This is a genomic window from Aeromonas sp. MdU4, from assembly GCF_041929505.1.
Taxonomy (GTDB): domain Bacteria; phylum Pseudomonadota; class Gammaproteobacteria; order Enterobacterales; family Aeromonadaceae; genus Aeromonas.
Genome location: NZ_JBHFMW010000004.1, coordinates 75,689 through 89,794 on the forward strand (window position 1 = coordinate 75,689; position 14,106 = coordinate 89,794).

A 14,106-nucleotide genomic window follows, 5' to 3' on the forward strand; every position below is an offset into this window, starting at 1 on the left:
ATAGTGCATCACCATACCAGCTCGGGGTCAGTTGCCACAACGGGCAGGTAGCTCAGGTCGCTTGTTGATGCCGGAGACCTTGGGCAGCTGGGGTTTGTCCTTGAGCCAGGAGGCCAGCTCAGCCCCGCAGCCGTTGCCGGGAGGAATGGGTGCTTGGGGCTCGCAATCGGGGCTGCCGACCGGGCAGCGCAGCCGCACATGGAAGTGGCTGAAGTGGCCCACCCAGGGGCGCAGCTTGGCGACCCAAGGCTCATCGCTGGCCTGCTGGCACACCGCGGATTTGATCACCGGATTGACGAAGATGCGAGCCACCTCGGGTTTGCTGGCCGCCAGCCGCAGCAGGGTGAGCTGCTGCGGGCCAAAGCGCCCCGGCAGCATCTTGTAGCTGGGCTCGTCGATCAGCGCCCACTCCTTGGGGGCATCCTGTTCCCACTTGCTGATGGGGCGGTTGGCCATGCGAAACCAGATATCGGCATCGAGCCCGGTCTGGTGGCTGCGATGGCCGGTGGTAAAGGGGCCGCCACGGGCCATTGCCAGATCGGCGATATAGAGATCTGGCAGCCCGGTCATGCGGGTTTGGTTGGCCAGCGCCTGCAGGTAGTGGATAAGGTCGGGGTGGCCGTAGTAGCGCAGCCGCTTGGTGCGGATCACCTGATAACCCGGCCCTTCGAGGGGCAGGGATACGCCGTTTTTCAGGCAACCGGCGGCATAACCGCCAATTGCTTCGGCTTGCAATACGGTCGCCAGCAACAGGGACGTCAGCATTTGCGTGCTCCTTGTCTTGCTTCGAGTCGGCTCAGCAGTACGAACAGACTCAAACATATCGATAAATAGGCTGCTGCCACCAGCAGCCAGATCTCGTAGACCAGTCCGCTGGAGTTGGCCATCTCGGTGCCGACGAAGGTGAGCTCCTGCACCGAGATAAGCGAAACGATGGCGGTATCCTTCACCAGCGCGATGAGCTGGCCGGTGAGGGGGGGCAGCATCAGCAGCATGGCCTGCGGCAGGATCACTCGGCGCAGCCGCACCCAGGGAGCGAGCCCGAGGCTCTGCGCCGCCTCCCATTGACCGCGAGGTATGGCGGCCAGCCCGGCGCGGACGATCTCGGCGACGAAGGCGGCGCTGATCATCCCGACACAGAGGGTGCCTGAGATAAGGTTCTCCCAACGGGCAGGTGGGCCAAACAGCGCCTCTTGCCACGGGGAGAGCGATACGGTGCCGAGCCAGCGGGAGAGGCCGCTCGCGGGCAGCAGCTGGTTGGCGATAAAAAAGTAGAAGATGAAAATAAAGACCAGCGGCGGCAGATTGCGGATCAGCTGGATAAACAGGATCGCGGGCATCACCAGCCAGGGGCTGCGGCTGAAGGCGGCCACCCCCAGCGCGGTGCCGAGTAGCAGCGCCAGCACCATGCCGAGCAGGGCGATACGCAAGGTGGTGAGCAGACCGCTGAAAAAGTAGGGCAACTCGCCGTGAGGACCTGGGGTGAACAGCAGATCGAAGGCCTCATGCCAGCGCCACTGATAGGCCACCCCGATGTGCAAGCGGCTGGCCAGCCAGAGGCCAGCCAGCAGCAGGATCAGGGCGATCACCCCATCCAGCCAGTTAATGTTCCGGAATGGCTTGCGGGCTATGCGCCGGATGGTCTGTTTGAGGGCAATCAGCATCAGGGGTTGGCGACCTGCGCTTCCCACGCCAGCGATTTGAACCAGTAGTCATGGCGCGCCTTGAGCCAGCCATCGGCCTGACGGGCGGCAATCCACTCGTTGAACTGTTCAGCCAGAGCATCATCGCCCTTGCGCAGGGCAAACCCTTCATTGCCTTGTGCCAACGGCTCGGCAAACGGCATAAAGAGGGCATCCGGGTGGCGCAGCGCTTCCTGCTCCGGTTTAGGGGAGGAGGAGAGGGCGCCGTGAGCACGGCCGTTCAGCACCTCCTGAAACACCTGTGACTCGTCATCGAACTGGCGCAGGGTTGCTTTGGGGAAGTTCTCTTTGGCGACCTGTACCGGCGAGGCGCCACGACGTACCGCCAGGATCACCCCGCGCTGGTTGAAGTCCGCCACGGTTTTCTTCTCTTGGGCCAGCTTGCTGGAGGCGGCCAACTGCACTCCTGAGTGGGAATAGGCCTGGGTGAAGCGCACGCTCTTCTCCCGTTCCGGGGTGATGGTGAGGCCGCCGATGATGACGTCATATTTTTTTGCCAACAGGGAGGGGATGATGCCATCCCAGGCGGTAGGCACGAACTCTACCTGCCAGCCGTTATCTGTGGCGAGGCGACGGGCCACGTCAATCTCGAAACCGATCAGGGCCCCCTGCTTGTCGCGCATCGCCCAGGGGGCGAAGGTGGACATGCCGACCCGCAGGGTACCGCTCTGCTCGATCTGCGCCTGGGTGTCGGAGGGGGCAGTTTGTGCCAGTGCCGGAGTGAGCAGGCTTGCCAGCAGCAGGGCAGCGCCCGACAGGGTGGTTTTGAATGATAAATTCATGGTTAGCGTCCTTGTTGGTCCGGATCCAGATGACCGGCCAGCGCCCGTGCGCAGGCTGACAGCGTCAGGGTTAACAGCAAATAGAGGGCGGCTACGGTGAACCACACCTCAAAGGTGAGAAACGTATCGGCAACCAGAGTACGCCCTTCGTTGGTCAGATCGAAGATGGCGATCACACTCACCAGCGCCGAATGTTTGATAAGGGAGACCAGCTCGTTGGTAAGCGGCGGCAAGGTGATGCGCACCAGTTGCGGCAGGATCACCTTGCGCAGGGTGATGGCCGACGACAAGCCAAGCGAGCGGGCCGCCTCCCACTGCCCTTTGGGAATGGCCTGGATGCCTGCGCGCAACACTTCGGCGGTGAAGGCCCCCTGATAGAGGGAGAGGCTCAACACGGCGCAGGCAAGGGGGGCGAGCCCCAGCATGGGGCCCAACAGAAAGTAGAGAATATAGAGCTGCACCAGCTGGGGCGTGGTGCGTACCAGCGCCAGATAGGCGATGGCGAGCCAGGGGCCGAGCTGGGAGGGAAGCAGTCGCAGGCTGACCACGCACACTCCGACCGCCAGAGTGCCCAGCAGACTGAGCAGCGCCACCTGCAGGGTGACCAGCAGGCCGTTTAGCAGGGGGCCTGCATAAAAGCGCCCCTCATCCCACTCGCCGAGAAAGGGCAACACGCGATGCCATTGCCACTCATAGCCTATCTGGCGAGCGCCGCTATAGAGTGCCCAGCCAAGCAGCGCAGATAGCACCACTGTACCAGACAACCAGCCAAGCAGGCGGGGGTGTTTGAGCCTAGCCATGATAGCTGAGCACCTGTTCGAGGAAGGCCTGGGTGCGCGGATGTTGGGGGGCGCTGAACAGCTGGGCGGGCGGGGCCGATTCGATGATCTTCCCCTCGTCCATAAAGAGCACCCGATCCGCCACCTGACGGGCAAAGCCCATCTCGTGGGTGACGCAGATAAGGGTCATCCCCTCATCAGCCAGCTCGCGGATCACATCGAGCACTTCGCGGATCATCTCGGGATCGAGGGCGGAGGTGGGCTCGTCAAACAGCATCAGCTCTGGCTGCATGCAGAGGGAGCGGGCGATGGCCACCCGCTGCTGCTGGCCGCCGGAGAGCTGGTGGGGGTACTTGTCGGCCTGCGCCTGAATACGCACCCGCTCGAGCAGCCCGAGCGCCCGGGCTTTGGCCTCCTGGGGGCGCAACCCCAGGGTATGCACCGGCGCCACCATCAGGTTTTCCAGTACTGTCATATGGGGGAAGAGGTTGAACTGCTGAAACACCATGCCGACCCGACCTTGCAGGCGACGCAGGTAGGCGGGGGTCACCGGCTCGCCAAACAGGAACAGCTGGCCGCCGTCGATCCCCTCCAGCCCGTTGATGGTGCGGATCAGGGTCGATTTACCCGAGCCTGACGGGCCACAGATGACCAACTTCTCTCCCCGTTCAATAGTGAGATCGATGTGATGAAGAGCCTGAAAGTCGCCATAGAATTTGTCGACGCTACAAAAGCGCACACAGGGTTGCGAACTGGTCAAGAAGCGGGCTCCACGGAGGATCATTTACGCCATGGTATTGATTTTATAGGGGGATGACAAAGAAAACCCCCTTGTCAGCATCCTGATGCCTATTCACAATGGCGCCATTTCGTGATGACAGGAGCTTTTCATGCGTATTACATCCTTGCTGGCCGATTCGCAGGTGCAGCTGTTGATGCCGCCAGCGGTTCGCTATCGTTGCGTCATTTTTCTGCTGTTGCTGGTGAGTTGGGGCGTGGTGGTGGCCTCCTTGTGGGATGGCTGGGGCACCATGGCGCTGCTCAACTGGGTGGGGGTGGTGTTTGGTGGTATCACCGGGATCATGGTGTCGCTGCCCCGCAGTTGGCAGCCCTGGCGGCTGGCGGAGCTGGGCTGGGATGAACAGCATATCTATCTGCTCAACGGTAGCAAGGATGAGGTGCTGGCGCTGCCGCGCAGTCAGCTGGTTGCGCTTGAGCGGGAGCGGCGAGTAGGCCACGACGGCCAGTGGCTCGACTTCAGCCTTGATCTGCAACTGAGTGAAGAGGAGCTGGCGGCGGCCATGGCCTTGCTGGATCTCAAGGCGGGGGAGATCCATCTGGTGAGTCCGTCGGTCTATCGCTTCGGCTTTAAACGGGCCTGGCACGGTCGCCGGATGTTGGCGCAACGGTTGTCAGATCTGCAAGCGGCCTGAATCGACTATTTTCTCGACAATTCCCGGCAAAGCTCAGATACTGCCAGTGACTCGAATTGATCTTGTCTGCACTGTTCACCCAAGAGATCAATCACTTGACGACAGTGTGGAGAAGGCCACGGCATGAAGCCATGGCAGGTCCGGCATAGGGGTTGTGCCCTTACCGTTATGCTGGGAATTGCATAGAGAAGGCACCTTGAATCGAGAGTGGATGGCATGAAGATTTACGTAGGAAATCTGTCGTACCGCATGACGGCCGACGAACTGAAAACCCTGTTCAGCCAGTTTGGACAGGTTGACAAGGTTGATATCATTATCGACCGCGATACCGGCCAGTCAAAGGGGTTTGGTTTTATTGAAATGCCGGTCAATGGTGATGCCGAAAAGGCCATCGCTGGTCTGCATGGCACAGAAGTCGGTGGCCGTACCATCACCGTCAACCAGGCCAAACCGAAGACAGATGCTCCTCGTGGTCGCCCGCAACAGCGCCACCGCTAAGGTGCCTCGGCAATGAAAAACGGCATGGGTTTCCCCCATGCCGTTTTTGTTTCTGGACGTTTTGCTGTGATCAGGGGACGTCGTAACCGAGCGCCGCCTTGCGGATGCGGAACCACTGCTGGCGGTTGAGGATGATGGATTCGGCGGCCACGGCGGCGGCAATCCGCTCCCGCTTGCCTGAGCCAATCAATGGCAATGGTTGGCTTGGCAGCATCATCACCCAGGCGTAGACCACCTGCTCGATAGTCTGTGCACCCACTTCCTGGCGGATCAGCTCCAGCTCGGTACGCAGCGGCGCATAGGCGGCATCGCTGAACAGTCGGCCGCCGCCTAGGCATGACCAGGCCATCGGCTTGATGCCGAGTTGCTGGCACTGATCCAGGGTGCCATCGAGGGTCCCTTCCTGATGGAGTGGCGAGATCTCCAGCTGGTTGGTGACCAGCGGGAAGGGGAGGCGCGATTGCAGCAGCTCGAACTGACGGGCGGTGAAGTTGGATACCCCGGCGTGCTTGATCTTGCCCGCCTGTTTCAGGGTGATAAAGGCGTCGGCCACTTCATCGGCGTTCATCAGGGGATCCGGGCGGTGGATCAGCAGCAGGTCCAGATGGTCGGTGCCGAGCTTGCGCAGCGAGGCCTCGGCGCTGGCGATGATATGGCCCTTGCCAGTGTTGTAGTGGTTGAGGGCATGCTCCGGCTTGGCGGTGAGGGCGATGCCGCATTTGCTGACGATCTCCATCCGATCACGGAGGGAGGGTTCGAGGCGCAGGGCGTGGCCAAAGGCCTCTTCACACTGATAGCCGCCATAGATATCGGCGTGATCGATGGTGGTGACACCCAGATCCAGATGATATTTCATCAGATCGAGCAGGGCGGCCGGGGAGAGCTGCCACTCCATCAGGCGCCAGTAACCCATGATGAGGCGAGAAAAGGTGGGGCCTTGCGGATGCAGGGCGACACGGGATACAGACATGGTTGACTCCTTGAAAAACGCGATGCGAAAACGATGTGCAACATGGAATACTGCGGGCATCTTGGCCCCATGTGGCTGGCAAAGCAATAATGGGCAGTGGCATGATTCGAACTTTGGTTCTGACCGCAGAGTTGGGGAGAGAGTTGGATGGAAGGATTTGCCGAGCGCTTGCAGAGCCTGATCGGGGAGATGAGCGTGAGTGCCTTTGCCCGCAAGGTGGGGCTCAGTGAAGCACTGATCCGCAAATATTTGAAAGGGGCGGAGCCTGGCTTGGCGCGGGCCAACCAGATCGCCATGGGGGCTAATTGTTCGTTGGAGTGGCTGGCAACCGGCTGCGGTTATCTCTACCGTCAGGCGGAAGTAGTGGACAGGGAGGCTTTGGTAGCGGCGCAGCAACTGCTCACCGAGCAGCAACCCGGGGTAGGGCTGCCCGATGAGGAGGCGCTGGTCACTCTGCTCGCCTATTACCAGTTTTTGCGTACCCACAAGAAAGCGGACGGTTTTCTCGATCTGGCGTTGGCGCGGGAGTTTGGTCGCCATCTGGGGGAAGCGTGATGAGGGGCGTATTACCATTTGGTTGTGTCACAGCCAGTTGATTATTCTGATACGCTCTAAGCAAGATAACTCTCCATGGAATGGGCGATGAGCTACTTGATCCTCGGAAGTGGTGCGCTGGGCTCGGCGCTGGCAAGAGAGCTGATGGCAAGAGGGGAATCCTTCCTGCTGGCCGGGCGCGCCTATCCAAAAGGAATTGAGATGGGGGCTTTCTTCCCGCTGCAAGAGGTTGACGCCATCTCGTTTGATGCACTCTTTACCGCGTATGATACGGACCCGCTTCCCACTGTGGTGATCAACACCATTGGTTTGTTGCACGATGTCAGCTTTATGCCGGAGCGTCGGGTTGAAGAGGTGCACCCCAAGTGGCTGTGCGACAGCCTGCTGGCCAATGCCTGGCCCACGTTGGCGCTGGCGGCCCGCTTCAGCCGGATGATGAGCATTGTTCATCCACTGTGGCTCTGCGCTATTTCTGATCTGGCAGGCTCTATCGCCGTCAATCAGGAGGGGGGGCGTTACAGCTACCGGATGAGCAAGGCGGCCCTCGATATGGGGGTGAAAACTCTGGCTCTTGAGTGGGCGCAGCGTTTCCCGCAAGCGGGGGTGGTCGCAGTCGCACCCGGCTTGATGGACTCTCCGATGAATACCCCCTTTTTGAGCGAGTTGCCTGCGGAACAATTGCAGGATCCTGCCGAGGTAGCGGTGAAACTGCTCAATCTCATCAAGGGGTTATCGTTGACTCAATCGGGCCAACTACTGGATCTGAACGGTCAGCAGCTGCCCTGGTAAATCCCGCCAGTGGTTTCTTTGGACGCCAATTAGCTTCACATTCTGCTCATGCGCCCCTTGCCAAGCGAGGGCCGCATGGCTAACGTCACTCTCCTGTTTCAGGAGGGATCTCATGCGCTATATCGATTTACGAAGTGACACTGTCACCCAGCCCACTGATGCCATGCGTCAGGCCATGCTCCACGCCGAAGTTGGTGACGATGTCTATGGTGAAGATCCGGGCGTCAACGCGCTGGAGGCCCATGGGGCCAGATTGCTGGGCAAACAGGCGGCGCTGTTTGTGCCATCAGGCACCATGTCCAACCTGCTGGCGGTGATGAGCCACTGTCAGCGTGGTGAGGGCGCCATACTGGGATCCGCCGCTCACATCTATCGCTATGAAGCGCAGGGGAGTGCTGTGCTGGGCTCCGTGGCCCTGCAACCCTTGCCGATGCAGCGCGATGGCACGCTGGCCTTCGATGATATCAAGGCCGCGCTGGCGCCTGATGATGCCCACTTCGTTCAAACTCGCCTCATCTGCCTTGAGAACACCCACAATGGCAAGGTGCTGCCGCTCTCCTATCTGCAGGAGATGGGGGCGTTCGTTGCCGAGCGTGGCTTGAAGCTTCATCTCGATGGTGCCCGGTTTTTTAACGCCGCCGTGGCCAGCGAGACCCCGGTCGAGGTGATCGCCGCGCCGTTTGACAGCATCTCGATCTGCCTCTCCAAGGGGTTGGGGGCACCGGTTGGTTCGCTGCTGGTGGGCAGTCACGACTTCATCGCCCGTGCGCGCCGCCTGCGCAAGATGCTGGGGGGCGGCATGCGACAGGCAGGCATTCTGGCACAAGCCGGTCTGTTTGCCCTTGAACAGCATGTGACCCGTCTGGCCGATGATCACCGCCGTGCCAAACGGCTGGCCGAAGGGCTGGCGGTGCTGCCGAGTATTGATCTCGACCTCTCGCAGGTACAGAGCAACATGGTGTTCCTGCGGCTGCGTGAGGGGGAGTCCGCCCCTCTGCTCGCTTTTATGAAGGAGCGGGGGATCCTCTTCTCCGGCTATGGTGAGTTGCGGTTGGTAACCCATCTGCAGATCAGCGACGACGATATCGCGGAGGTGATCGACGCATTCACCGAGTATCTTGGAGCGCGTTGAGACAGCTTGATCACCGATAAACAAGAGAGGGCGCCGTGGCGCCCTCTCTTGTGTTTGCTACAAGCTTAAGCCTGCCGCTGGCCGCTCATCAGCATGGCCTCATCGGTGGCGTCGTAGATCATCACCGCGATGTGGGTCACCTGCCCGCCGAAATCGGCCAGTGGCACCAGCGTCAGGTTCTGGAACATGTGGGGAGCTGAGCCGGTAATGGGGCGATAGTTGGAGAAACGCAGCAGATAGGGTTTCTGCTCCCAGGTGCTGAAGGCGCGGTTGTTCAGCTTGAAGACCATATTGGCCTTGCGCTCGAACCAGGCTTTGTCCACATCGGGGAACAGCTCGAACAGCACGCCATCGCGCACTTCGCCGGCCAGCCGACCGCTGTGGCTCTCCATAAAGCCGTTCCACACCTGCACCTTGTACTCCTTGTCGAGCACCACCAAGCCTACGTCCAGGTTCTGGACTATGTTCATCAGCCAATGAAATTCACGGATTTCCATAGTCACTCCTAGAGCATGTGCATGATTTTGTTGTTCATGGTGGCAATGGAATCTTCGGTAAACAGCAGCAGCAGATCACACTGCACCGCATAATCTTGGATCCGGTAGTTGATCTCGATGGCGAGGGTACGGCGCCAGCGGCTCTTGTTGGTGTTGATCAGCTCGTTGATGGGTCTGTGCTGGCCGAGCACCACCGGGTGGCCCTGACTGAAGGGGGTATCGAGCTGGTTGGCGTAACCGCGCAGGAAGGCACCGATCAGCACGTTGGCGGTATCCATCAGCAGCTCCAGTTCGGCGGTGCGATCCAGCGTCCCCTGATGGTTCATCAGCTTGGCCAAATCTTTGAAGCTGGAGTCGTGGAACAGGATCAGCGCTTCACCGGCGATCCCCGCTCCGATAAACCCCTGACAGACGGCGGAGAGGGTATCTGAATCCGCGGCCGCCGAGAGGGCCATGTGCAGCTCGGAGACCTCCAGTACGTTGACGTTGGGGATGGGCAGTACCACGAAGGCGTTGAGCAGACGGGCCAGCAAGTCGGCCGCCTGACCCATGGAGACGTTGGCCAGCTCCTGATAGACATCGCGAATTTCGGGAGTGATCTTGACGCCCGCATCGGCTACCACCCCGCTGGGCAACAGCTCGGCGACGCTTGGCTGACCGCTTGGGGTGGCACTCCAGAAGCCATGCTTTTTGAGCAGGGCGAGCAGGGTTTCGGGGGCGGCGGGTTTCTTGATGAAATCGAGCGCCCCCAGCCCCATCACCCGCTGATAGGCCTCTGGCTGGATGTCACCGGAGACGACAATCACCTTGTTGCGCAGCCCCTCCCGTTGGAGGGTCTCCAGCACGCCGTAACCGTCCATCTCCGGCATGGTCAGGTCGAGAAAGATGAGATCGCCATGACCCATCAGTACCTGTTCGACCCCTTCCAGGCCGTTAGCCGCGTAGTGCAAGTCGACTTTCCAGTCGGCGGGGAGTGCTCGCGCCAGCTGTTTGCGGGCAAAACCTGAGTCATCACATATCAATACATTCATGGTGTTAGGCAGGCTCTATTGGCAAGGATTGCTATAAGTGTGGCCCGCTAACGGTCAGATGCAATGAGTGAAGCTGTCACCTTGTGAAAATTGGTTATCCCATTGCCGATTGCGATAGCGTGCTGAGTATTTTTCAACAAAGTCAGCGAACATCTTAACACGCAACGGGGCGAACTGGTCTTGGCAGCGCAGCATGTAGAAGGGGCGATTGCCAGTTTGCCAATCGGTCAGCACCGGTACCAGTTGCTCGTCCTGGAGGAAGTTGCTGAGATAGTGCAGCGGGGCGTTGACGATCCCCAGATGGCGTCTGGCAGCACGTACGGCAGCTTGAGTCTGGTTGACGATCAGCTTGGCGCTGCGTTTGATGCAAACACTCTGGCCATCTTTGTCGGTCAGTTGCCAGTGCTGATGCGGCCAGCAGTAGATGAGATCATGCTCTTCCAGCTGATTGGGGTGGGATGGAGTTCCCTTTTTGGCCAGATAGAGCGGTGAGGCAAACAGGCCATACTCGATATGGCCCAGGCAGATCGCATTGGGCAGTGATTGGGGCAACTCGCCGTTGAAGAAGACCAGATCCCGATCATTGTCGAACAGATGCTGGTGATCATTGGTCTGGGTGATATCGAATTGCACCTCGGGATAATGGAGCCCGAATTCGGCCAGCATATCGATCAGAATGGTGTTGGAAAGCGCGATCGGCGCCGCCACCCGGATAATTCCGGTGATATCGGCCTCTTTGCCCTGGATCTCGCCGGTCGCTTGCTCGATTTGTGCGAGTGGAGTGCAGAGACGCTCGTAGTATCTGAGCCCTTCATCAGTGAGGCGGAGCTTGCGCGTTGAGCGATGCAGCAGTGAACAACCCAGTTGCTCTTCCAGCTGGGAAATGCGTCGACTGATGGTGCCTGTTGGCATGCCCAGTGCGGCAGCAGCGTGGGAGAATCCTCCCTCTTGCACCACCTTGACGAACAGGTAGAACTCTTCGATGTGCTTCATAAACGCTGTTCTGGGTGTAACAAGGGGGCAACCATAAAAAGAGCGTCCACGGTTGGCAAGCGTAATTCAGCGTTTAATTGATCTGGATTCGATTTCTGCTGATACTAGTTTTCGACTATCCGTTAACCTCCTCTATTACCTTCCCGATCGTGTTCGTCTGGTGGTGTGAAGCTGCTAGTTGGCATCGATTTTTGTTACTCGCCCCGTTCGGTTCGGCTGCAAACGGGTAGGTTGATCAACACTTTGACCAAGCGCGTGAGATGTTCTTGAGTGGCCAAGCTGTATTTTTTCATCATTTAGTGATGTGACTCAGATCATATATTCGGGTTTTGCTTACTGGGCGTCGAGAAATGAGTTTGGAGTATATAAGTTCATTCTTAATGAGCTCTTTTTGTCCGTTTTGGTTGTTTTTTGGCTGTTTCCCCATCCGCTTGGTTAATTAATGGTGGTTTCGTGAAAGGAATAGCGACTATTTTTGTCGTTGACCTAACTGTTAATAACAAAATTATCATCACTGATAGTGTAAAGATTTTATTGGGTCTCGAGTGGGTAGCTCTTAGTGCTTGTTTTTACACAGAAAAAAAGTTAAAAATCGTCAATGTAATTTGCCTGTATTAACAGTAGCATTGGCTGACGTCTTTCCCGTGTTGCTGGATATGTGCTGTTATTACTGATGTCTGAAATAGTGCTGCTTGTTCTTGGCCATGTTAAGAAATGATGGCCGAGATCTGTTTGTTCCTTGCATTCTGCATATGGCAGTTTGCCAGATTTGTTTCCCAGTTAACCAGTGACTATCCAGCATGAATGACCTTGACCAGATGAATACGCTCGACGAACGGTTACTGAAGACTCTGGATGTGCTGCATACACCAGTTTGGGTCTATGACATCGAGCACCATCATATTTTCTGGGCAAATGGCGCGGCACTTCCCATCTGGGAGGCGACCTCTCTTGAGGAACTTTGCGCCCGCGACTTTTCTGCCGATATGGCTACCGCGATCGATCTGTTGTTGCAGCGCTATTTGGGCGATTTTCAGCAAGGTCGCAGTTACAACGAGTGGTGGACGATCTCCCCCAAGGGGATAAAGAAGCAGATTTACCTGCGCCTCTCGGGCATTCAGTTGGCTGGCCGTCTGATGATGATGACCGAGGCGGTGCTCGACTCCGATACCCTATATCAGGAGTCATCCCTGGCGACCGGCGATACCCTTGCTTGCCTGTTTGATAGCCACGGTGGTTTCGAGAGCGGCAACTATCACTTTGAAATGTGCTTTGGTCAGCGGATCGTCAAGCTTTCCCAGATTTTTTCCGGCAATGATGACAGCTTCTACCAGAAACTCTCCCGCCTTGACGAGGTTGTCACCGAAGGGGAGTGCAGAACGCTCAAGGGGATGCGCTGGTTCCAGTACCAGTTCCGCTATATCCAGCAAGGGGCCCGGATCCTGCTGACCATGCGTGACATCACCGATCGCAAACTCGAAGAGCTGGAGCACCGTCACCTGGCCTGGCACGACTCGCTGACCGGCCTGCTCAACCGTTATGGTTTGATGAAGTCCCTTGAGGCCTATTGCGGACTTGGCGAGCGTTTTGCGCTGGTGTTCATGGATCTGGACAACTTCAAGCTGGTCAACGACAACTACGGCCACAAGGCGGGGGATCGCCTGCTGGAGCGAGTTGCTGGCAGGCTCAAGCAGATTTGCCCGCGAGATGTGGAGCTGGCGCGTCTGGGTGGGGATGAGTTTACTGCGCTGGTACCTCTCGGTAATCAGAGTGAGAGGGCACAGGAGGTGGCCGACCAGATGCTCTCCCAGATGACCAAACCGCTGCAACTGAGCGGACTGCCAGAAGTGACCATCGGCGGTAGTATCGGTATCGCCATCTACCCTGATGATGCGGACGATGGGGACAACCTCATCACTCGTGCTGACATGGCCATGTATCAGGCCAAGCAGATGGGGCGGCTGCGCTGGCAGCGTTTTACCCCCTGCATGCAGCAGACTCTGCAACGTAAGCTCAACCTCAAGCAGTTTCTGGCCAAGGCCATCGGCCGTCAGGAGCTGAGCCTCTGTTACCAGCCACAGATCGATGCGGCCAGAAAACGTCTGATCGGTTATGAGGCTCTGTTGCGCTGGTATAATCCGGTGCTTGGCCATGTTTCGCCGGTGGAGTTTATTCCATTGGCTGAAGAGATGGGGCTGATCCGCGAGATCGGCAGTTGGGTGCTGTCTACAGCATTGGCCCAGATGGCCAGCTGGAAGAAGCGCTTCGGCATGCAGGTACCTGTCTCCGTCAATCTTTCCGGTTTTCAGCTCTCCTCTGCGCTGCCAGGGCAAGTTCGCCAGCAGCTTGGCTTGTACGGAGTCGATGCTGCGTTACTGACGCTGGAGCTGACTGAAACGGTGCTGATGCTCGACATGAAAGGGTGTATCGGTATTCTGGATGCGTTGAGCGAGCAAGGGATCAAGATTGCCATCGACGATTTCGGGACTGGCTACTCCTCCCTTGCTTACCTGAATCGCTTGCCCATCGATACGATCAAGCTGGATCGCTCTTTCGTGGTTGGTCTCAATTTGCCGGTGATCCGGGCAACGGCGGCCATGGCGACCAATCTGGGGTTGGGGATCATGGCGGAAGGGGTGGAAGAGTCCTGTGAGTTGGCCGCGCTGCAGACTCAGGGGTGCCACGTGTTTCAGGGCTACCTGTTTAGCAAACCGTTGACTGTGGCGCAGGTCGAGGCGAGCGGTTTTGTAGTGGAGTGCCAAGTGGGGCGTTATCCACTAGTTAATTCGTAAAGTGCAGGGGAACAAGTGTGCGTTAGACCACAATTTGGCATTTTATATCGCATTATTTAATCGGAATTAATCATCTTTTTGCGGCCCGTCATGGGACGGACAGGTTGGGATTGCTAGTATGCGGCTTCATTTCTAGGGAAAGGAGTATCGCA

General features: G+C 58.2%; 15 protein-coding genes. 6 read left to right on the forward strand and 9 right to left on the reverse strand.

The genetic code is table 11. The annotated features are described in order from the left end of the window. Positions 1-27: 27 nt before the first annotated feature. From mepA to ACE1BR_RS02805, 5 genes are read right to left on the reverse strand one after another with little or no spacing between them, the layout of a single operon-like run. A complete protein-coding gene (gene mepA, locus ACE1BR_RS02785) occupies positions 28-765 on the reverse strand; it encodes a penicillin-insensitive murein endopeptidase (RefSeq protein ID WP_374867419.1) in 738 nt (245 codons plus the stop codon). Next, positions 759-1,664, reverse strand: a complete 906-nt coding sequence (locus tag ACE1BR_RS02790) for an amino acid ABC transporter permease (RefSeq protein ID WP_374867421.1) — start codon at positions 1,662-1,664, stop codon at positions 759-761. Before ACE1BR_RS02790 ends, mepA begins: the two co-directional genes overlap by 7 nt. Beyond that, entirely contained in the window at positions 1,664-2,485 is an 822-nt protein-coding gene (locus ACE1BR_RS02795) for a transporter substrate-binding domain-containing protein (protein WP_374867423.1), read from the reverse strand. Before ACE1BR_RS02795 ends, ACE1BR_RS02790 begins: the two co-directional genes overlap by 1 nt. 2 nt (positions 2,486-2,487) lie before the next feature. Then, entirely contained in the window at positions 2,488-3,285 is a 798-nt protein-coding gene (locus ACE1BR_RS02800; protein ID WP_374867425.1) for an amino acid ABC transporter permease, read from the reverse strand. Further along, positions 3,278-4,048, reverse strand: a complete 771-nt coding sequence (locus ACE1BR_RS02805; protein WP_374867427.1) for an amino acid ABC transporter ATP-binding protein — start codon at positions 4,046-4,048, stop codon at positions 3,278-3,280. The genes ACE1BR_RS02800 and ACE1BR_RS02805 overlap by 8 nt, the downstream gene beginning before the upstream one ends. Before the next feature lie 106 nt (positions 4,049-4,154). On the opposite strand from ACE1BR_RS02805, the gene ACE1BR_RS02810 reads away from it, so the two are divergent. Continuing rightward, positions 4,155-4,697, forward strand: a complete 543-nt coding sequence (locus ACE1BR_RS02810) for a hypothetical protein (RefSeq protein ID WP_374867429.1) — start codon at positions 4,155-4,157, stop codon at positions 4,695-4,697. Between the two features lie 216 nt (positions 4,698-4,913). After that, positions 4,914-5,195, forward strand: a complete 282-nt coding sequence (locus ACE1BR_RS02815) for an RNA-binding protein (protein WP_005337180.1) — start codon at positions 4,914-4,916, stop codon at positions 5,193-5,195. 70 nt (positions 5,196-5,265) lie between these two features. On the opposite strand, the gene ACE1BR_RS02820 is transcribed toward ACE1BR_RS02815, so the two are convergent. After that, positions 5,266-6,165, reverse strand: coding sequence for an aldo/keto reductase family oxidoreductase (locus ACE1BR_RS02820; protein WP_374867431.1), 900 nt, complete (start codon positions 6,163-6,165; stop codon positions 5,266-5,268). 147 nt (positions 6,166-6,312) lie between these two features. Between ACE1BR_RS02820 and ACE1BR_RS02825 the strand changes: the two genes are divergently transcribed. The 3 genes from ACE1BR_RS02825 (at position 6,313) to ltaE (ending at position 8,641) form a co-directional block, all read left to right on the forward strand. Continuing rightward, complete coding sequence (locus ACE1BR_RS02825; protein ID WP_374867433.1) at positions 6,313-6,720, forward strand: helix-turn-helix domain-containing protein; 408 nt, start codon at positions 6,313-6,315, stop codon at positions 6,718-6,720. An 87-nt stretch (positions 6,721-6,807) separates the two neighbouring features. Further along, on the forward strand, positions 6,808-7,509 hold the full coding sequence (locus ACE1BR_RS02830) for a short-chain dehydrogenase (RefSeq protein WP_374867435.1): 702 nt from the start codon (positions 6,808-6,810) through the stop codon (positions 7,507-7,509). Between the two features lie 112 nt (positions 7,510-7,621). Next, positions 7,622-8,641, forward strand: coding sequence for a low-specificity L-threonine aldolase (gene ltaE / locus ACE1BR_RS02835; protein WP_374867437.1), 1,020 nt, complete (start codon positions 7,622-7,624; stop codon positions 8,639-8,641). 65 nt (positions 8,642-8,706) lie between these two features. On the opposite strand, the gene ACE1BR_RS02840 is transcribed toward ltaE, so the two are convergent. Genes ACE1BR_RS02840 through ACE1BR_RS02850 form a run of 3 tightly spaced genes read right to left on the reverse strand, consistent with a single transcriptional unit; the run spans position 8,707 to position 11,162 of the window. After that, positions 8,707-9,138 (reverse strand): PAS domain-containing protein, encoded by a 432-nt coding sequence (locus ACE1BR_RS02840; RefSeq protein ID WP_033137631.1) that lies wholly within the window; start codon positions 9,136-9,138, stop codon positions 8,707-8,709. Between the two features lie 8 nt (positions 9,139-9,146). Next, the gene (locus tag ACE1BR_RS02845) at positions 9,147-10,169 is read right to left on the reverse strand and encodes a response regulator (RefSeq protein WP_374867439.1); all 1,023 of its coding nucleotides are present in this window, start codon (positions 10,167-10,169) and stop codon (positions 9,147-9,149) included. A gap of 54 nt (positions 10,170-10,223) precedes the next feature. After that, entirely contained in the window at positions 10,224-11,162 is a 939-nt protein-coding gene (locus tag ACE1BR_RS02850) for a LysR family transcriptional regulator (RefSeq protein WP_374867441.1), read from the reverse strand. 851 nt (positions 11,163-12,013) lie between these two features. Here ACE1BR_RS02850 and ACE1BR_RS02855 point away from each other — a divergent pair. Beyond that, the gene (locus ACE1BR_RS02855; RefSeq protein ID WP_374867513.1) at positions 12,014-13,954 is read left to right on the forward strand and encodes a putative bifunctional diguanylate cyclase/phosphodiesterase; all 1,941 of its coding nucleotides are present in this window, start codon (positions 12,014-12,016) and stop codon (positions 13,952-13,954) included. Positions 13,955-14,106 lie beyond the last annotated feature (152 nt).

Excerpts from the sequence above, each read along its gene's own strand:
- mepA (WP_374867419.1), bottom strand. The coding sequence starts at position 765 with ATGCTGACGTCCCTGTTGCTGGCGACCGTATTGCAAGCCGAAGCAATT.
- ACE1BR_RS02790 (WP_374867421.1), bottom strand. The coding sequence starts at position 1,664 with ATGCTGATTGCCCTCAAACAGACCATCCGGCGCATAGCCCGCAAGCCA.
- ACE1BR_RS02795 (WP_374867423.1), bottom strand. The coding sequence starts at position 2,485 with ATGAATTTATCATTCAAAACCACCCTGTCGGGCGCTGCCCTGCTGCTG.
- ACE1BR_RS02800 (WP_374867425.1), bottom strand. The coding sequence starts at position 3,285 with ATGGCTAGGCTCAAACACCCCCGCCTGCTTGGCTGGTTGTCTGGTACA.
- ACE1BR_RS02805 (WP_374867427.1), bottom strand. The coding sequence starts at position 4,048 with ATGATCCTCCGTGGAGCCCGCTTCTTGACCAGTTCGCAACCCTGTGTG.
- ACE1BR_RS02810 (WP_374867429.1), top strand. The coding sequence starts at position 4,155 with ATGCGTATTACATCCTTGCTGGCCGATTCGCAGGTGCAGCTGTTGATG.
- ACE1BR_RS02815 (WP_005337180.1), top strand. The coding sequence starts at position 4,914 with ATGAAGATTTACGTAGGAAATCTGTCGTACCGCATGACGGCCGACGAA.
- ACE1BR_RS02820 (WP_374867431.1), bottom strand. The coding sequence starts at position 6,165 with ATGTCTGTATCCCGTGTCGCCCTGCATCCGCAAGGCCCCACCTTTTCT.
- ACE1BR_RS02825 (WP_374867433.1), top strand. The coding sequence starts at position 6,313 with ATGGAAGGATTTGCCGAGCGCTTGCAGAGCCTGATCGGGGAGATGAGC.
- ACE1BR_RS02830 (WP_374867435.1), top strand. The coding sequence starts at position 6,808 with ATGAGCTACTTGATCCTCGGAAGTGGTGCGCTGGGCTCGGCGCTGGCA.
- ltaE (WP_374867437.1), top strand. The coding sequence starts at position 7,622 with ATGCGCTATATCGATTTACGAAGTGACACTGTCACCCAGCCCACTGAT.
- ACE1BR_RS02840 (WP_033137631.1), bottom strand. The coding sequence starts at position 9,138 with ATGGAAATCCGTGAATTTCATTGGCTGATGAACATAGTCCAGAACCTG.
- ACE1BR_RS02845 (WP_374867439.1), bottom strand. The coding sequence starts at position 10,169 with ATGAATGTATTGATATGTGATGACTCAGGTTTTGCCCGCAAACAGCTG.
- ACE1BR_RS02850 (WP_374867441.1), bottom strand. The coding sequence starts at position 11,162 with ATGAAGCACATCGAAGAGTTCTACCTGTTCGTCAAGGTGGTGCAAGAG.